Below are 20566 nucleotides of genomic sequence, written 5' to 3'. Positions count from 1 at the left end.
TTACTCCACCTTTCCAATAGCCAATACTTTTCTTCCTTTAATTTCTATTTCTTTCTCACTTATTAATTTAATAGCTTCTGGTAGTGCTTTATGTTCCTCATTTAGAACCCTTAGCTTCAAATCTTTTGCCGTGTCGCCGCTGTAAACCTCTACAACTTTTTGAATTATAATTGGTCCTGAGTCTGTACCAGCATCTACAAAGTGGACTGTACATCCTGAAACTTTAACACCGTATTCTATAGCTTTTTCATGAACTTTCATACCGTACATTCCCTCCCCACAAAAAGATGGAATAAGCGCTGGGTGAATATTAATAATTTTATTTTTAAATACGCAAAGAAGTTCCCCTTGAAGTATAGATAAAAACCCAGCGAGCACTATTAGATCTACTTTTCCGTTGACAATTCTTAATATTTCATCTGAAACCCCAGTACCTAACTGTTTTCTATCTAATATATATGTTTTTATATTTTTAGATTTTGATCTTTCTATGCCATATGCATCTTTTTTATCACTAATTACTGCTTCTATAGAGCAGTTTAAGTATCCACTTTCTATATTATCTATTATAGCTTGAAGATTGCTTCCGCTCCCTGATATCAGTACAGCTATTTTAAGCAAACTCCTGCACCCCCAGCTTCAACGTGCCCAATTTTATATGCTCTATCCCCTAAATCATTAATTGTCTTTATAATCTTTAAAGTATCCTTATCTTCAACGCATAATACATATCCTATTCCCATATTATATGTATTAAACATATGTTCCTGCGTTACCCCGAGAGACATAAGATGCCTAAAAATATCTGGAGTATTAAAACTGTTTTTATCTACCACTGCTGTGAATTTTTCACTAAACATTCTAGGTATGTTTTCATAAAAACCACCACCTGTTATATGTGCCATTCCCTTTATATCAAATTTTTCTAAAAGACTTAATATAGTTTTCACATAAATTTTTGTTGGGGTCAAAAGTGTCTTTCCAATCTTTTCACCATTAAAATCAATATCTAAATCTGGTATTAATTTTCTAACTAATGAATACCCATTGCTATGAAGACCTGTTGACTCAATACCTATAAGTGAATGCCCATCTTTGATTGCAGAGCCGTCAATAATTTTGTGTTTATCCACTATGCCAACAGTAAATCCCGCCATATCATATTCCCCATCTCTATAGAACCCTGGCATTTCCGCAGTTTCACCACCTATAAGTGCACATCCTGATTGAATACATCCATCAGATACACCTTTTACCAGTTGTGATGATACTTTAGAATCTAATTTACCACAAGCTATATAGTCTAAAAAGAAAAGTGGTTTTGCACCATTGCAAAGGACATCATTTACACACATAGCAACACAATCAATTCCTACAGTGTCATATTTATTCATTCTAAATGCAATATCAAGTTTTGTACCTACTCCATCAGTGCCAGAAACTAAAATAGGATTTTTATAACCCTCGCCTATTTCGAACATACCAGCAAAACTTCCTAAATGGTTTAAAACACCTTTTGTAAATGTGGCTGCCGCATATTCTTTTATAAGCTTTACTGATTTGTATCCTTCTTCAATATTAACACCTGCATCTTTATAAGTTATCATGAATATCCCCTACCTTTCTAATCTTTCTTTTTCATTTTCATATGGAGCTGATACTGGATATGTACCATTAAAGCACCCTAAACAAAATTCAGTATGACCAAGAGATTTTAATAATCCATCTATGCTTAGATATCCTAAACTATCTGCACCTATTTCTTGTCTAATTTCATCTACGGAAGTATTCGCCCCAATTAAATCTTTTCTATAAGGTGTATCTATTCCAAAATAACATGGATATTTCACTACTGGTGAGCAAACCCTAAAATGAACTTCTTTCGCTCCAGCTTTTTTTAATATTTCAACTAATCTTTTACTTGTGGTTCCGCGAACTATTGAATCATCTATTAGAATAACTCTTTTACCTTCTACATTTATTTTTAATGCGTTTAGTTTTACAGACACTGCCCTTTCCCGAATTTCTTGAGTGGGACTTATAAAGGTTCTACCTACATATCTGTTTTTTATAAGACCCATTCCAAAAGGTATTCCAGATATTTTAGAATATCCTATTGCTGCGGCCATACCTGAATCTGGAACCCCTATAACCATATCGGCATCGACTGGTGATTCTTTAAATAGCTGTTCTCCAGCTGCCACTCTTGAAGTGTACACATTAATCCCATCAATAGTACTGTCTGGTCTTGCAAAATATATATATTCAAATGAACAAGTTGCATTTTTAGTTTTTTCCGCAAAATTAATTGATGTAAGTCCATTTTTATCTATTATTACTATCTCACCAGGCTTTACATCTCTTAAAAAGTCTGCACCTACTGCATCAAGTGCACAACTTTCCGATGCAAGAATATAATTATTACCTATTGTCCCGATGCAAAGAGGCCTAATACCATTTTGATCTCTAACTCCTATTAACTTTTCCTTTGTAAGCATTACTATTGCATAAGACCCTTTAATAGCCTGTATTGCATCCACTACGGCCTTTTCAATGCCTTTTTTTGCGCCTCTAGCAATTAGATTTAATATAACTTCTGAATCTATGGATGTTTGAAACATATATCCACAATCCTCTAGTAATTCTCTTATGACATCTTCATTTACTAAATTACCATTATGCGCTATAGCTATGTCCCCAAGACTAAATTTACTTAAAAGTGGCTGTGCATTTTTTACTTCACTGCCTCCTGTCGTTGAATATCTAACATGCCCTATGGCAGCATGACCCTTCATTAGTTTAATCTTTTCATCATTAAAAACATCACACACAAGGCCCATATCCTTTTCACAAGTGAGGGTAGTTCCATTCGAATATACTATCCCAGCACTTTCTTCTCCCCTATGCTGCAAAGCATAAAGTCCATAATAAGTTAAAGATGCAACATCTAAGTCTTTATCCGGTGAAAAAACCCCAAAAACACCACATTCCTCTTTAAACTTATCTTCATCTTTTAGCTTATTTTCATCATTAATGGATATTTGGTTTAATCCTACAACTTTATTCAAAGAAATCCCTCCTCACTATTTCTTGTATATATCTTATTTATTATTTATTCTGCTTAATATTTCCTCATAAGCTTCTGTAACATTACCCAAATCTCTTCTAAATCTATCTTTATCCAATTTCTCTCCAGTTTTAACATCCCAAAATCTACAAGTGTCTGGTGATATCTCATCTGCCAAAATTATTTCTCCATTAAATCTCCCAAACTCTAATTTGAAATCTATTAAATTAATATCTTTTTTAAAGAAAATTTCCTTTAGAATATCATTTATTTTTGAAGCCATTTTATATATTTCTAATAATTCGTCAAAAGTCGAAAGCCCCATTGCTACTGCATGGTAATCGTTTATAAGTGGATCACCTAATTCATCATTTTTATAACTTAACTCGAGGACTGTTGTTTTTAGCTTAGTTCCTTCCTCTATTCCATATCGTTTTGCCATGCTACCAGCGGCCACATTTCTTACGATTACTTCTAGAGGCACTATTTCAACCTTTTTACAAAGTTGTTCTCTATCGCTTATTTTTTTAATAAGGTGAGTTTTTATACCTTTTTTCTCTAATAACTCAAATAACATAGTAGTTATGCTATTATTTAAAATTCCCTTTTTCTCAATTTGAGCTTTTTTAATTCCATTAAATGCTGTTGCATCATCTTTGTAATATACTCTGACCTCATCCTTATTATCTGTGCTAAACATTTTTTTTGCTTTTCCTTCATATAACAATACTGAATTTTCCACTAACAATCACTCCTCAAATTTTAATTTATAACCCGCATTCCTTAAATTTCATTTTAAAATTCTATATCTTCTTCATTCTCTGCTATAAATTTTTCTTTCATTTCTTCTCTATATTTAATTAATTTATTTTTAAGTTCAATATACTTAAGGGATAAAATTTGAACTGCAAGCATTCCAGCATTATAGCTGTTATTGATACCCACAGTAGCAACCGGAATTGCTTTTGGCATTTGAACAATTGAAAGTAGTGAGTCTATACCACCAAGAGCCGCTTTAATGGGCACTCCAATCACCGGCATTACTGTATGTGATGCAATTACACCTGGAAGATGCGCTGCAAGTCCTGCCCCTGCTATGATACATTCCACCCCATTATATTCCATTCCACTTATTACTTCTTTTAATTTTTCTGGTACTCTGTGAGCTGAGAGAATATGTACTTCGTAATCTACATCAAATTCCTTAAGTGCTATCACTGCATTTTTCATTATATCCTTATCTGATTTACTTCCAAAAATAATTCCTACCTTCATTTTATTACCTCCCCAATGTAATTAAATAACAACTTTTATAATTTCATCTTAACAGTTTTTTTTCGTTAAGTCAATTCATTAATGCTATTTTTATTATTATCGTTCGTGTTTCTTCTGCATATATGTACATTTAATTACTATCATTAATAAATTGTTCGCATTTTTAAGTTCAACCAGTTTTTTATATCCGAATTCCAAAAAAATAAAAAAGAAGCAGCAAGGGCACAATTTGTACCCTTACTGCTTCTTATCTTTTATTTAAAATAATTTACTCCTGCCTCAAATATCTTTTGATCCTTCTCACCAATAATATTTTTTAAAGTGTTAACGCCTACTCTTTCAGAGTGACCCATTTTACCGAAAACCCTTCCATCCAAACTAGTGATTCCTTCAATAGCATGCATTGAACCATTAGGATTAAAGTTTATATCATAACTTGGCATTCCGTCAAAATCTACATATTGAGTGGCTACTTGACCACTTGCGAATAATTTTTTAATTACTTCTTCATTTGCTACAAACCTACCTTCTCCATGTGATACTGGAATGGAATGCACATCTCCAACTTTTAAATTACTAAGCCAAGGAGACAGGGTTGAAACCACTTTAGTTTGCACTGTGCAAGATACATGTCTACCAATTTCATTATACGTTAAGGTTGGGCTGTTTTGTGTTATATCCGTTATTTCGCCAAAGGGAAGTAACCCAAGTTTTATTAAGGCTTGAAAGCCATTGCATATTCCGAGCATTAACCCATCTCTATTTTTTAATAACTGATGTATGCTTTCGCGTATTATAGGATTTCTAAAGAATGTAGCAATAAATTTACCAGACCCATCTGGTTCATCACCAGCACTGAATCCACCTGGAAGCATAACAATTTGAGAGCTTTTTATTTTTTCTGCTATAGCTTTTATAGATTCTTCAATATACCTTGATGATAGATTCTTTATTACCATAATTTCCACTTCAGCTCCAGCCCTTTCAAAGGCTCTCATAGAATCATATTCACAATTAGTACCCGGAAACACAGGAATTATAACTCTAGGCTTTGCTATTTTAATTGCAGGAGCCGATTTGAATTTTGGATTTTCAACACTTGCATAAATTTTATCATTTCTGATATTTAATTTACTAGTATTTACTTTCGTGCTAAATACACTTTCTAAAGGTCCTTCCCAATTACTTAACGCTTCTTCTAGACTAATAGTTTCCCCTAAGACTTTGATAAATGGTTCTACCTGAGTATGTCCAAGTATCTTAATATTTAAATTCTCTTTAATTAGCTCTGAAAGCGTGCATTTATCTATTTCCATTACAATGCTGCCATAATCCTCTTTAAATATGCTTTCCACCTGAATATCCTCTTTAAATTCAAATCCTATTTTATTACCAAAACACATTTTTGATATAGCTTCTGACAGACCTCCCATCCCTACTGCATAGGTTGATAACACGTTGCCACTATCTATTAACTTCTTTACCAATTTATAGTTTTGACGAAGCTCTCCAAAATCAGGTAATCCACCTTCACAAGTATTTGCGTAAACTAAAACAACCTGACTATCTCCATTTTTAAACTCTGGAGATATAACCTTATCTGTATTTATAACATCGACAGCAAAGGATATAAGCGTTGGTGGTACATTCATATCATTAAATGTACCTGACATACTATCTTTTCCACCAATAGCCGCTATGCTGAATTGTTTTTGTACATGTAATGCCCCTAAAAGTGATGAAAATGGTTTACCCCACTTATACGGTTCTTTTGACAATTTTTCAAAATACTCTTGAAATGTTAGTTTAATATTTTCATAATTAGCACCACTAGCCACTACCTTTGCTACAGAATCTATTACTGCATAAGCAGCTCCATGGAATGGACTCCATTTTGATAATTTAGGATCGTACCCATAGGACATTATTGTACCAGTGGTTGTATCTCCGCGAAGTACAGGTAATTTTGCTACCATGGACTGAATTGGTGTTTTCTGAAATTTTCCACCAAAAGGCATTAACACCGTTCCTGCTCCTATTGTGCTATCAAACCTCCCAGCTAATCCTTTTTGACTACAAACATTTAAGTCTGATAGATTAGAATTCCATAAATCTTTTATTGATTTTAAATTACCTTCGCTCCATTTTGAATTTTTTGAAAAGTAGTATTCATTCTCTTTAGGTGCTGCTACTTTTACATTAATACGCTGATTAACTCCATTTGTATCTAAGAAACTTCTACTCACATCAACAATAGTTTTTCCCTTCCATACCATTTTAAGCCTATTATCATCAGTTATTTTCGCCACCACTACAGCTTCTAAATTTTCTTCTTCTGCTAGCTTTATAAATACGATAGCATCTTCGCGCCTAACAACAACAGCCATACGTTCTTGGGATTCTGATATAGCAAGCTCCGTACCATCTAAGCCCTCGTATTTTTTAGTGACTTTGTCTAAATTTATTATAAGTGAATCTGCGAGTTCCCCTATAGCTACGGATACTCCGCCTGCACCAAAATCATTACATCTTTTTATAAGCGTCGTAACCTTTGGATTTCTAAATAATCTTTGAATCTTTCTTTCTGTAGGCGCATTACCCTTTTGAACTTCTGATCCTGAAGTTAGTATTGAGCTCTCGCTATGCTGCTTAGATGACCCCGTAGCTCCTCCGCATCCATCACGTCCTGTTTTGCCACCAAGAAGTATAACAACATCAGATGCCATTGGTTTTTCCCGAACTACGTTCTTATAAGGTGCAGCTCCAATAACTGCCCCTACTTCCATTCTTTTAGCCACAAAGTCTTCATCATAAACTTCAGAAACGAGTCCTGTAGCAAGTCCTATCTGATTTCCATAAGAACTAAATCCATGAGCAGCTTCAAGTGTTATTTTTCTTTGAGGAAGTTTGCCTTTTATTGTATCTGAAATTTTCGCCCTTGGATCACCGCAGCCAGTAACACGCATTGCCTGATACACGTAACTTCTACCTGATAATGGGTCTCTTATTGATCCACCAAGACAAGTAGCTGCACCACCAAAAGGTTCTATCTCAGTAGGGTGGTTGTGGGTTTCATTTTTAAACATTACTAGCCACTTTTCCTTCTCTCCTTCAATGTCTGCTTCCACAATTATACTGCAGGCGTTTATTTCATCTGAAACATCAAGGTCCTTTAATTTCCCTTGTTTCCTTAAATCTTTCATGGAAATAACAGCCATATCCATAAGTGTTACGTCCCTATTTGATTTATCATAAACAAACTCTCTAGTATTTAAATATTCCGAGTAAGCCATCTTAATTGGTTTAGAATATTTACCATCTTCTATGTAAACATCATCAATTACAGTATTAAAAGTTGTGTGCCTACAGTGATCTGACCAATACGTATCTATAACTTTTATCTCCGTTATAGATGGGTCTCTCTTTTCAGTTTCTTTAAAATAATCTCTACAATATCTCAAATCCTCAAAGCTCATAGCAAGTCCATTACTTTTTAAGAACTCTTTTAAATCCGTATCATTCATCTCAATAAAAGATTCTACTGTTTTTACTTGTTCTGGCTCATTAAACCTTTGCTGTAAATCATTCTGTTTTCCCAACTCTGCTTCTCTTGAGTCTACAGCATTTATGCAATACTCTTTAATTTTATTTAGTTCGTCATTAGTAATATTTCCCTTTAACACTATAACTCTTGCACTTTTAACTATATGTTTATCCTCTTGAGTTAAAATTTGTATACATTGAGCAGCTGAATCTGCCCTCTGGTCATATTGTCCAGGCAAAAATTCAATAGCAAATACAGTATCGTACTTTTGAATATCTAACTCTTCATCATAAACCTGATCTACTGTAGGTTCAGAAAATATTGTATTCCTTGACATTAGGTACTGCTCCTTGGTTATTCCCATAACATCATATCTATTAACTAGTCTAAGCCCATCCAAGTTCGATATACCTAAATTTGTTTTTATATCTCTTAATCTTTTTTCACCTTCAACATTATAGTTCGCTTTTTTTTCTACATATAACCTATATATCTTATTTTTCATGATTAATACCTCCAAAATTTAAATTTATACGAATATTAAGCAATGATTTTATATTATAATTCGTTATAATCACATTATAATATACTTCGTCTAATTATAAAAGCATATTTTATAATAAAGTGATTTTTAATTTTTCTATAATATTATTAAATTACGAAATTTAACACGTATAGTAATTATGAAATTTCTTATCTTAATAAGTTCCATACTTTTATTGTTTTAATACTAACAAAAAAAACAGGATGGCATAAATATGCCATCCTCAGGTTGTTTACAAACCCAGTATAATTTTTTTATTATACTGGGCTTTTTACATGCAATTATGCGATAGCATTTTGAGTTATGGATAAATTTAAAATAACAACTATCTTCTTAGTTAGAAAATCAAAAAACAGTAAAGATAGCAGGCTAGCTATCTTTTTCATATTCTGCACTGCTGCTGTAAGCAGACACTGCTCTTGCACATTTTCTAATCCACGCATATGGCAATAGCGAAGCCCATGCAGTTGTTTTGAATCTGCGAAGCTTCGCTCTATAGTTTCTTTTCTTCTTCTATATATATTTCTGCCTTTATCTGTTCTGGTGAACTTTACAACATCTTCTTTATACGTTTCCCAAACATGTCTTCTAATAGTTTTAAACTTGCTTTTTGCAGAAAAGCATTGAGCTCTGTTTGGACATATGTCGCAATATTTTGCATTACCAACATATTCTTTATATCCTTCTCTTGTTGTTGTTTTATAATGTAAAGCCCTTAAGTCAGGGCATACGTAAATGTCCTGCTCTTTAACATATTGGAATTTATTTTTTGTGTACATTCCTTTTGTATGTGGAGACCTACGGTATCCCATTACAGATTTTAATTCCCTCTCATATAGTTTTTTACATATAAGATTTGTAGCATAACCAGCATCTGCACCAACATATTTTGTATTAAAATTAAACTTTTTTATTTGCACATCTAATCTATCGATATAAGGATCAACATCATTTATGTTTCCAGGAGTAACATACACATCAGTAATTATATTATGTCTGCTATCGACAGTTCTGTGATCTAAATATGAGAAGCCTTCCGGCTTGCCATCTCTCATCATATATCCACTGTCAGGGTCGGTTGTGCTAACTTTAGTTTCTTTTATTTTGGTAACAGGTTCTTTTTCTTTTAAAGGTTTTTTACCATGGTTTATTCTATCTTCTTCTACTGCTTTATTAAGTTCAGCTATATATTCTTTCGGCGTTTTTTCAACTTCAATTTTCACAAGCTTTCGCTTATTAGCATTTGCTTTTAGGTGTGTAGAATCTGTGTAAAGTATTTTACCGGTTACCATCTTAAGATTTATAGCCTTAAATACTACTTTGTCAAATATTTTTTGAAACACATCTGTACCTTTAAACCGTCTACGTCTATTTTGGCTAATTGTTGAATGATCTGGAATAGGATCAGTAAGACTTAGTCCTAGAAACCATCTATAAGCCACATTTACTTCAATGTCCTTTACAAGTTGTCGTTCAGATTTTATTCCAAATAAGTACCCAATAAACAGCATTTTAAAAAGTATAATAGGATCTACGCCAGGTCTTCCATTATCTAAGCAGTAATATTTTTTAGTCAGTTCTCTTATAAAAGAGAAATCCATGTATTTATCTATATTTCTCAGAATATGGTCTTTAGGAACTAAATCTTCTAAATACACCATTTCTAGTTTTTGTTGTGTGAAGTTCTTTTCATTAATCATAATAATGCCCTCCGAATTATAAAGTTTGTATACTATATATATTCGACATTGATGTCCTAAAATCCTTTTTGAATATGAAAAAAACACTCCAATTTTAAATTAGAGTGTTTTACATTTTATGTTTGTCAACGGTCTGAGGATGGCATAAATATGCCATCCTGTTTTATTCTAAAACGTAAATTATAAAATTTAGTTTTTCTTTTCAAAATCATTTTCGTAATTTTTCAAAGTCTTTTTAACTAAAGCTCCAAGACCTAATAATGCAATTAAATTCGGTATAACCATTAATCCATTAAAAGTATCAGCGAGTTCCCAAACTAGATCAACCTTTAGAGCTGCACCTAATACTATAAACACAAGAACTAATCCTCTATATATCGTTAACGCTTTTTTCCCAAATAAGTATTTAACATTTGCCTCTCCAAAAAAATACCAGGCTACTATGGTAGAAAAAGCAAAGAAAAATAACGCTATAGCTACAAAGGGACCTCCAAGACTTCCCATACCATTCGAAAAAGCTTTTTGAGTTAACGCTATACCAGTAGTTTTTCCATCTAATGCTCCTGTAGTTAATATAACAAGTGCAGTTAATGTTAAAATTATAAAGGTATCAATAAATACACATACTATTGCAACGAGTCCCTGCTCAGTTGGATGATTAACTTTTGCAACTGCGTGTGCATGTGGTGTTGACCCCATTCCAGCTTCATTAGAAAATAAACCTCTTGCAATGCCGTATCTCATAGCTTCTTTTACGCCAACTCCTATTAAACCGCCAGTAGCCGCTTTAGGGTTAAAAGCTCCTACAAATATCATTTTAAATGCCGGTCCTAAATTAGCAAAATTCATTATAATGATTCCTAAGCTACCTAATATATAAAATATAGCCATAAATGGAACTACTTTTTCAGTAAAGGCTGCAATTCGGCCTACTCCTCCAATAAAAATCATACCCGCTAATGCTGCAACTATCACACCAATGAATATACGAACATTGGTATTTGAGCTTATTGCTGCACTTATTGAGTTAGATTGCACCATATTTCCTATAAATCCTAATGCAATTATTATAGTTACTGAAAAAAATGCTGCCAACTTTTTACTCCCAAGGCCTTTACTAATATAGTAAGCAGGTCCTCCCGTCACCTCACCGTCAACTGTCTGTTTGTACTTTTGACCAAGCACTGCTTCCGCAAAAATAGTTGCCATGCCAAAGAAAGCACTTAGCCACATCCAGAATATAGCACCCGGTCCTCCTGATGCTATAGCCGTTGCGGCTCCTGCTAAATTTCCTGTTCCTACTTGAGCCGCTATTGAAGTTGTCATTGCTTGAAAGGATGACATTCCATCTTTTCCTGCTTTATTTCCGAATTTAACTCCTCCAAAAGTCTTTTTAAATGCATCTTTAAATTTTCTTACTTGAACAAATTTTAACGTTATCGTAAAATAAATTCCAGTACCACATAACAAAAATATTAGTACATACCCCCACAAAACACCGTTAATACCTTTAATAATTGATAAAAAGTCCATAAACACACGCTCCTTCTAGTTATTAAAATTTTTTCAGATAAAAAATTTCTTGTGTAAAGAATATATTTATACCAATTAATACTCTGTGAGACCATTATTTTTTAAAACACGCAAAAAAATAGAGATCAAAATGAAATGACCTCTTGAAAATAACCCTGTCCTTTTACCTGAGAGTTTCACTAATGCACTATTTAATTGCATATAAATAATATGTAATTAAATAATGTTTAGCTTTCTCCTTCGGTGCTTATATAAGTCTCTCCAGAGGTTCGTCCGATATCAGTACTTCTCCAAAAATGGATACCTGAAAGTTTAACTTCTTCGGTGGATGTTATACATCTCTCTCCAAATATCTTCACCCGAAATTATTAATTTGTAATACTTCGCATGACTATACCATATTATTCATTTTTAGTCAATAAAAAAACACTCACTATAAAGTGAGTGTTTTTTGGTACGACTAAGCCTATAAGCCGAGTCCTGTATTAGACAATCATCTATCTAGGCCCATTGTTACCAATAGGCTCAAGCGATACACCCGAGAACGAGACGGGCAGCCTCATAATGTTCTCCTATTCGATCTTGCTCCAGGTGGGGTTTACATAGCCGCAAAGTCGCCATTGCGCTGGTGAGCTCTTACCTCGCCTTTCCATCCTTGCTAGTACATTCAAAAATTTAGAAAAACTAAACTTTTGAATGCCTTTAGCGGTATATCTCTGTTGCACTTTCCTTAAAGTCACCTTCACTGGGTGTTATCCAGCACCCTGCCCTATGGAGCTCGGACTTTCCTCTCCTAATTATCGCACGCAATAATTAGCAGCGATTGTCTGGCTTACTCGTAAAACCAATGATATCATACTATTAAAATAAAAGCAAATAGTATTTTATTATTACTTAACTTTATATGGATCATGTGTATTTTTAGAAATTATAACCTCATTGTCATATCCATTTTCTATCAGTTGCTTTTTGAACTTTTCTGCAAATATTATGAGTGGTGTCCACTCAGTTGCAAAATGCCCAGCATCAATCAGCGCTATGTTTTCTTCTAATAAATTACTAACATGATGGTATTTAGTATCTCCTGTAATAATGCAATCTGCACCCAATTTTATGCTCTCCTCAAAAAAGTCTTCTCCACTGCCATTTATAATTGCAATGGTTTTTATTACTTTATTATGGTCGCCTGCATACCTAATATACTCAGTATTTAAAAGTTCTTTAACCTTTTCACATAAGGACATTAATAAAATTGGGGTATCTAGAATCACTAGCCTTCCAATACCATTATCACCATTATTATACCCTTGAATTGTTGAATTCTCTATTACCTTATAATTAGTAAACCCTAAAATTTCTGTGACAATATCATTAAGTCCACCTTTAACTGAATCTAAATTTGTATGACTAGCATATACATTTATACCATTCACAATTAGCTCAATAATTTTTTTTCCTACTAAAGTGTCTGTGGTAATAGTTTTGGGTTTAACAAAAAGAAGAGGATGATGAGTCAATATAAAATTGCACCCCTTATTCTTTGCCTCGCGAATCACGTCCATTGTACAATCTAATGCAATTAAAATTTTTGTAACCTGCGCATCTTTGTCCCCAACCATTAATCCTACATTATCATAATCCTCTTTTAGTATATGTGGAGCAACCTGCTGCATAATATGCTCAATAGTACTTACTTTTAAAAGCATTTCAAAAACTCCTTAAGCCGTATTATAACAAGATAAAGTTGTTTTTTCCTATTTTCAGATAAAATTGTATCTTCATTTAAAGTATCATATATTTTTGAATATTTTTGCAACTTATATTCTATAAATTTTTGCATTACTAATTGTTTTTTATCTAATAATATTTTACTTATCTCGTAATATATACTGTCTACTTCTACTGGTTTAGTATTATACCTTGCCTTGATAATTTCATAAAATCTACCATCATCATTGCAAATTTCTTCATCAAGGATATCATATCCAGCGACATATAAATATCCTCTCAAAACCTCAGCATTTTGAACTGGCTGAAGTATCATATATTTAAATTGTTTAACAACATCTAAGTCAGCTTCTAAAATGTCTCTTATTAAATTACCACCCATTCCTGCAATAATAGCTACCTGGACTTCTCCCTTTTCAACTGTAGATAGTCCACTTCCCAGTCTACAAGTAATTTGACCACACATATTATTGTGAATAATATTATTTTTGGCCTTCTCAACAGGCCCTTTATTTATATCAGAGGCAATAGCTTTTTTTATTACACCATTTTTCACTAAATTAATAGGAACATACCCATGATCCGTGCCTACGTCGATAACACTATCACATTCTTCTATCATACTTGCAATCCATTTTAATCTTATACTAAGCTCCATATCTCTCATCCTTATCTAAAATTTATTAATATTTTAAACTGCAATATTAAAAATATCATTGCCACAATTAGTGCCATATAAATATATTTATATGCTGATTTCCTATCATGTTTTGCGCAAAAATAACTTGCATAATACATACAAAAAAGCAACGCCATATTTAATACCCCGTAAATCATCTGAGTAAATGCAAATTGTTTGCCTGTCCCCATTTGTATTGGATTAAAATTCGCATCAAAGTTTAAGGGCATAATATTAGGTATATTACGTTTCAAATATAGTATAAGTGGATTTAAGGTTAATATTATTATTATTATACTTACACCCATTAAAGGTAAAATGAAGTGCTTGTCTTTATGAAGATTATAGCTATTATTTACTTTATATTTCCACTCTACCACATGTATATCATGATGTATTAAAGTTTCCTCAAATTTTTTATAATCTAGAGGCGAAACTGCATAATTCATGTTTTTAGTTTTTATGTAAAAAACATTTTTATTATTTGTAACAAACATTCTACACATTCCTATTTTTTCAATTACAAATCTACCCATTGCAAAATTATTCGTAGCTATACCATTAAGCTTAACTCCCTCAATTGTACCAGTTGAGATAGTGTATCCTCCAATTTCATTTAATGGTATAATTATTTTTTTTAATGATCCAACAGCATAAATTTTAAGATTTTCGTCATCAATAGTACATTTAAGTGATGCATAAAGCAAGATGTAATATACTTGATATATATTACAAGACACTAATAAGACCTTTAATAAACTAACTACAATGTATGAATTAGTAAACCTGAGCACTATTAATATTAATATATTATATAATGCAGTCGTGAGCAAAATAAACCCTAAACCGCGTCCCCTCTTTGATATGTACTTTCCCATTTAATCACCTTCTAAAGCATATTATAGCATATTTAAACCGACCTTGTAAATATTCATACATGATTCTACATGGAGTAGAAAAAACACCTTAAATAAGGTGTTTTCTTAAGTATACTGTTCTAATCTAAGTAATCTTTTAGTTTTTTACTTCTACTTGGGTGCCTTAATTTACGTAAAGCCTTTGCTTCAATTTGTCTAATTCTTTCACGAGTTACATTAAACTCTTTTCCAACTTCCTCGAGGGTCCTTGCCCTTCCATCATCTAGTCCAAATCTTAATCTTAAAACCTTTTCTTCTCTAGGAGTCAAAGTATCTAAAACGTTGATTAATTGCTCTTTTAACATTGTAAATGCAGCAGCTTCCGCTGGTGCAAGAGCATCATCGTCAGGAATAAAATCGCCTAAATGACTATCTTCTTCTTCACCTATAGGAGTCTCTAGCGATACTGGCTCTTGTGCGATTTTCATAATTTCTCTAACTTTTGCTACAGGCATTTCCATTTTTTCAGCAACTTCATCTGGTTGGGGTTCACGTCCGAGTTCTTGTAGCAATTGCCTTGAAACTCTAATAAGCTTATTTATAGTTTCAACCATATGTACAGGTATCCTTATAGTTCTTGCTTGGTCGGCTATTGCTCTAGTTATTGCCTGTCTAATCCACCATGTAGCATAAGTACTAAATTTAAAGCCCTTTCTATAATCATATTTTTCTACGGCTTTTATTAGTCCTAAATTACCTTCTTGAATAAGATCTAAAAATAGCATTCCGCGACCAACATATCTTTTAGCTATACTTACTACGAGTCTTAAATTAGCCTCTGCTAGTTTTTTCTTAGCAGCTAGATCTCCTTCTTCGTTTCTTTTAGCAAGATCAATTTCCTCACTTGATGATAATAAAGCAACTTTTCCAATTTCTTTTAAATACATCCTAACAGGGTCGTCTATAGATACGCCTTCTGGTATGCTAACATCCAGTTCTTCAGTTTCTGGTTCAGTTTCAGCTTGAGCTCCAGTCGCAGGTGCAGCAGCTTGATGCATATCCCCAATAACCTCTATCTCCATTGATTCTAAAACTTCATAAACCTTTTCTATTTGTTCTGGACTTAAATCTATTTCATAAAGTTCTTCCATTATTTCTTTATAAGTTAAAGATCCTTTTTTCTTCCCTTTTTCCATAAGTTTTTTGACTATAGTCATTTTCGAACTTTTATCCTTCATCATATTACCTCCTTTCAAATTACTATAATTGTTTTAGATCTTTTTGCATTTCTATAAGTTTTTGAGCTAATTGTATAGATTCTTCTAACAAACCTTTTGATTCATATTGTTTGATTTTATTCATAATTTCTTTTTTCGACTCCTCTAACTTGAATTTTTTAAGTTCTTTAATGCAGTCATTTATAAGTTTTTTATGATCCTCTTCATCTCCTGAAAATTCAATTTCCATAGTATTTATCCACTCTTTTGTACATTCTATATCATTACATATAAATTCAATTTTTTTAGTTTTTTCATCTTTTGTTAAGTTTTTATATTTAACAATTAATGTATATATACTTTTATGACTTTGAAGTACCAATTGTTCTAGGTCCAAGTTTTCTGTGATATAATTACAATTTTCTTCATTTATAAACATAAATTTCAACAAATTTCTTTCAGCCTTAATATAAGCTGGCTCTAAGTATAATTTTTGTCCAAAATCTTGTTGCATATTCATTTTTTTGGTTTTTTTTGCATTTTTGTTGATTTCGTCACTTAGTAGGTCATATATTGCCTGTTCTTTGATGCCTGTTTCCTCAGAAACCTTTTTTATATAAACATCTTTTTCGACAGGATCTAAATCTGCAATAATTTCAGTAACCTTTTTCACATATTGTATTATCATTTCACTATTTGAAAAATTTATTCCGTCACCTGCTCTTTTAATCCTATAATATATTAAGGGGAGAGCATCATCCACTAATTTCTGAAAAGCCTGCTTTCCGTTGTTTTTTATATATTCATCAGGATCCTTATCCTTTGGAACTATCAGCACCCTTAAATCAAAACCTTCAGTCCTTAATATCTCAAGTCCCCTTAATGTTGCTGCTTGGCCTGCTACATCAGCATCATATGAAATAATAACTTTGTCTACATGTTTTTTCAATAATTTTGCTTGATTAATAGTAAGTGCCGTCCCAAGGGACGCAACTGCATTTGAAAACCCATATTGATGAAGTGAAATACAATCCATATATCCCTCTACAATTATTATTGTTCGAGACCTATTATTTTTTATTACAAAATTCAATCCATAAAGGTGTAGCCCCTTATGAAATAATGGTGTCTCAGGTGAATTTAAATATTTAGGTTTTGAATCATCTAAAACCCTTCCTCCAAATCCGATGACGCTGCCTTTATAATCAAACACAGGAAACATTATTCTATTTCTAAACCTATCGTAATAGGAATTTTTAGAACTTTTAATAATTAATCCTATACTAAGTAAATCTAATTCGGAGTAGCCTTTCCTTTTCAGGTATAATAACAATCCATCCCATTTATCAAACGAAAACCCTAAACCAAATTTTTTCATAGTAACTTCCGTAATGCCTCGGTTTAATAAATATGTTTCAGCCTTCTTGTCCTTTCTTAAATTGTCATAAAAATACCTAGCCGCTGCTACATTAATGTTGTACATTTTTTTATACATGTCTTTTTGAACATTATTTTCCTCATTGTCCATTTCTATACTAATGTTAGCTCTCTCAGCGAGTACCCTTGCTGCTTCAGGAAAATTTACATTCCTATCCTTCATAATATAACTGATTACATTCCCAGCTTCACCACATCCAAAGCATTTATAAATTTGCTTTTCCTCAGACACTGTGAAAGAAGGACTCTTCTCATTATGAAAAGGACAAAGACCAATATAATTTCGCCCCGCTTTCTTAAGTTTAACTCTTTCAGATATTACATCCACAATATCATTTTGTTCCTTAATTTTTCGGATAACATCTTCAGCAATCAATAGATTATTACCACCTTACTTATATAAGTTACAATATAATTTTATTCGACAAAAAAGTGTATTATCCTTCTTTAAAATCATTTTTTTTAAAAAAAATTATGTTTGCTTATACTATATTCTTTATAAAACACAAATTTCCTTCAATATTTGTATTTTTTATTTTTTATTTTTTATTTATAAATTTTATATTAATATGTTTTCCAAACCCAATATTTGTTTCTATCGTAATTTAATAAATAACAACCCTAGGCACATATAAATCATTAAAAAGCATTAAACAATAGTCATCACTCATACCAGAAATATAATCTGCTACCCCTGTATGTAGACCTTCATACTTAACTATGCTTTTATAAAAGTCCGGCATAGCCAGTGGATTATTATAGTAATGTTTAAATACATGTGTTACCACAAATTGTGATTTTTGTCTTTCTGCCTTTAAGATTTCACCTTTGTATATATTTTCAAACATAAAATTTCTTAAATCACCCAATGCACTTCCAACACCTTCACTAAGTGATACATCTATATCCCCTATATCTAAGTTATTTATAGTGTTATAAATACAGTCTTTAACTAAAGTATCTATCCGCTTGCCATGATTTGCCCCTAATACTTCAATAGCACCTGGAGGTAGCATTGCTTCAGTTAACAATCCTGCTCTTATAGAATCGTCTATATCATGATTTACGTATGCAATCTTGTCACTATACCTAACAACCTGACCTTCAAGTGTTGAAGCCTTTCCAATTTTAGAAGAAAACCCACTATGATTGAGAATTCCATCTAGTACTTCCGCGCTCAAATTAAGCCCAGCACCTAATTTTTCAATTTTTGTTAAAACTCTAATGCTATTTTCATTGTGCCTAAATCCTTGTGGCAAAATATCATTAAGCACCTCTTCACCATTATGAGCAAAAGGTACGTGCCCTATATCATGACCCATTGCTATAGCTTCTATTAAATCTTCATTTAAGCCTATGCCTCTCCCTATAGTTTTAGCTATCTGTGCAACTTCTAAGGTATGTGTTAATCTTGTTCTATAGTGATCACTACTAGTCTTTATGTATACTTGGGTTTTATGCTTCAATCTTCTAAATGATTTACTATGTATTATCCTATCTCTATCCACCATATAACAGGTTCTTACCTCATCCTTATCCTCTAATACTTTCCGTCCTTTTGAGTTTAGAGATAACGCCCCATATCGTATAATGCTATTACCTTCATTAGTTTCTATTTTTTTGCGAATATCCATGGTTTTCCTCCTAAATTTAGGCATCTTCTAAAAACGGCTGATAAGTATACTTATTATTTTTTAAAGACGCCTTAGTTAGTATTCTACGAATTAAATTAATTTCCCTTTTTTAATGTTAAATGTATAATATTAAAGTTTTATTAATATCCTAATAATGTAATAATTTTTTAGGAGTGTTAAGATGCCATCTACGGCTAAAAACTTTAATAACATAAATTTATTGTCTGCCGAAAATGTAAAAAGACACATTCTGCCTCAATATAACTTAACTAATGCTGATATCACGCAAATCAAATTTAAAGATACAGATAAACAAAGGGCTGTATATAAAGTTCAAGACTTTAATAAATGCTATTGTTTAAAAAAAGTTTATTATTCTATAAACGATTTATTATTTGTATACTCAGCTATAGAGTGGTTATACAGAAATAATATCCATGTACCTCGCATCCTTCCCACAAACACAAATAACAGATTTGTAAACTATAATAATATGTTATTTATACTCACCCCCTGGATTAATGGTATAAAATGTGATTATGATAATATTAATCATATTCTATTATGTAGTACCAATCTTGCAAATATGCATAAAGTCAGCATTAACTTTATGCCTATATATGGAAGTTCCATAAAAGAGGACTTTAGCCCTTTGAGCCCTTCCATATATAAACACTATGAAGGCCTTCTTAATTCCTCTAATTTGGCTTATAAATATAATGATGCCTTTTCAAATCTATATCTTAATCATTTTGAAATAAGTAGTAAGCTAGCTAAATATTCTGCAAACATTGCTTATGATATCAACCCCAATAATCTTACAAAATCATTATGCCACCTTGACTATGTTAATAAAAATATTATATTTGATACTAATAATGAAATATGGGTAATTGATTTTGATAAATGTAGAAATGACTTTTGCGCCCATGATATTTCCTATTGTTTAAGGCGCTTACTGAAAAGAGATAGTACAAAATGGGATTTAGAGCTAGCAATAAATTTTTTAGAATTATATGATAAAATCCTACCTTTAACCTTGGATGATTACAAATATATTTTTGTTTATTTGGCATTCCCACAAAGATATTGGAAAATATCAAGAGATTATTATGGTAATATTAACAAGTGTAATAAAAAAGCCTTCTTACGCCTGCTAGATAACGCAACTAACAATAATGAATATCAATTAGATTTTGTTGAAAAGTTTAAAACGTATATTAAAAATAAATTTAAAATAACATAATAAATTTGATATTTAAATTCTGTTAAAAGTAAAAAGCCACTGCTTTGCAGTGGCTCAGGTTGTTTACAAACCCAGTATAATTTTTTTATTATACTGGGCTTTTTA

15 protein-coding genes, 1 other RNA gene and 1 riboswitch are annotated in these 20566 nt (G+C 32.1%); of the genes, 1 reads left to right on the top strand and 15 read right to left on the bottom strand.

The genetic code is table 11. The features are described 5' to 3' along the window. From purN to ACWJKP_RS07620, 15 genes are all read right to left on the bottom strand, one after another. On the bottom strand, positions 1-621 hold the full coding sequence (gene purN / locus ACWJKP_RS07690; RefSeq protein WP_165412151.1) for a phosphoribosylglycinamide formyltransferase: 621 nt from the start codon (positions 619-621) through the stop codon (positions 1-3). Then, the gene (gene purM / locus ACWJKP_RS07685; RefSeq protein ID WP_165412152.1) at positions 609-1607 is read right to left on the bottom strand and encodes a phosphoribosylformylglycinamidine cyclo-ligase; all 999 of its coding nucleotides are present in this window, start codon (positions 1605-1607) and stop codon (positions 609-611) included. The genes purN and purM overlap by 13 nt, the downstream gene beginning before the upstream one ends. Before the next feature lie 9 nt (positions 1608-1616). Further along, positions 1617-3041 (bottom strand): amidophosphoribosyltransferase, encoded by a 1425-nt coding sequence (gene purF / locus ACWJKP_RS07680; RefSeq protein WP_187351403.1) that lies wholly within the window; start codon positions 3039-3041, stop codon positions 1617-1619. Positions 3042-3101: 60 nt separating this feature from the next. Then, positions 3102-3809, bottom strand: a complete 708-nt coding sequence (gene purC / locus ACWJKP_RS07675; RefSeq protein ID WP_165412153.1) for a phosphoribosylaminoimidazolesuccinocarboxamide synthase — start codon at positions 3807-3809, stop codon at positions 3102-3104. Between the two features lie 53 nt (positions 3810-3862). After that, positions 3863-4342, bottom strand: coding sequence for a 5-(carboxyamino)imidazole ribonucleotide mutase (gene purE / locus ACWJKP_RS07670; protein ID WP_165412154.1), 480 nt, complete (start codon positions 4340-4342; stop codon positions 3863-3865). A gap of 254 nt (positions 4343-4596) precedes the next feature. After that, entirely contained in the window at positions 4597-8391 is a 3795-nt protein-coding gene (locus ACWJKP_RS07665) for a phosphoribosylformylglycinamidine synthase (RefSeq protein WP_165412155.1), read from the bottom strand. A gap of 320 nt (positions 8392-8711) precedes the next feature. Then, entirely contained in the window at positions 8712-10130 is a 1419-nt protein-coding gene (locus tag ACWJKP_RS07660; RefSeq protein ID WP_224578821.1) for an IS1182 family transposase, read from the bottom strand. 189 nt (positions 10131-10319) lie between these two features. Then, a complete protein-coding gene (locus tag ACWJKP_RS07655; protein ID WP_165414744.1) occupies positions 10320-11663 on the bottom strand; it encodes an alanine/glycine:cation symporter family protein in 1344 nt (447 codons plus the stop codon). Positions 11664-11808: 145 nt separating this feature from the next. Continuing rightward, positions 11809-11938: riboswitch (glycine riboswitch) on the bottom strand. A 178-nt stretch (positions 11939-12116) separates the two neighbouring features. Continuing rightward, an RNA gene (rnpB, locus tag ACWJKP_RS07650) (RNase P RNA component class A) lies at positions 12117-12502 on the bottom strand. Between the two features lie 51 nt (positions 12503-12553). Next, positions 12554-13369 (bottom strand): Nif3-like dinuclear metal center hexameric protein, encoded by an 816-nt coding sequence (locus ACWJKP_RS07645; RefSeq protein WP_165414743.1) that lies wholly within the window; start codon positions 13367-13369, stop codon positions 12554-12556. Further along, entirely contained in the window at positions 13360-14049 is a 690-nt protein-coding gene (locus ACWJKP_RS07640; protein WP_165414742.1) for a tRNA (adenine(22)-N(1))-methyltransferase, read from the bottom strand. The genes ACWJKP_RS07645 and ACWJKP_RS07640 overlap by 10 nt, the downstream gene beginning before the upstream one ends. 11 nt (positions 14050-14060) lie before the next feature. Next, on the bottom strand, positions 14061-14948 hold the full coding sequence (locus tag ACWJKP_RS07635) for a PH domain-containing protein (protein ID WP_165414741.1): 888 nt from the start codon (positions 14946-14948) through the stop codon (positions 14061-14063). 119 nt (positions 14949-15067) lie between these two features. After that, positions 15068-16165: an RNA polymerase sigma factor RpoD gene (gene rpoD / locus ACWJKP_RS07630; protein ID WP_165414745.1), complete on the bottom strand. Its 1098-nt coding sequence runs from the start codon at positions 16163-16165 to the stop codon at positions 15068-15070. 22 nt (positions 16166-16187) lie between these two features. Beyond that, positions 16188-17957, bottom strand: coding sequence for a DNA primase (dnaG, locus tag ACWJKP_RS07625; RefSeq protein WP_165414740.1), 1770 nt, complete (start codon positions 17955-17957; stop codon positions 16188-16190). Positions 17958-18186: 229 nt separating this feature from the next. Continuing rightward, a complete protein-coding gene (locus tag ACWJKP_RS07620) occupies positions 18187-19215 on the bottom strand; it encodes a deoxyguanosinetriphosphate triphosphohydrolase (RefSeq protein ID WP_165414739.1) in 1029 nt (342 codons plus the stop codon). A gap of 181 nt (positions 19216-19396) precedes the next feature. On the opposite strand from ACWJKP_RS07620, the gene ACWJKP_RS07615 reads away from it, so the two are divergent. After that, positions 19397-20461, top strand: coding sequence for a CotS family spore coat protein (locus ACWJKP_RS07615; RefSeq protein WP_165414738.1), 1065 nt, complete (start codon positions 19397-19399; stop codon positions 20459-20461). Positions 20462-20566: the final 105 nt, after the last annotated feature.

Source organism: Clostridium sp. CM037 (assembly GCF_055081095.1).
The sequence above is the reverse complement of the archived record's forward strand: the minus strand, read 5'-3'. Positions and strand labels throughout refer to the sequence as shown.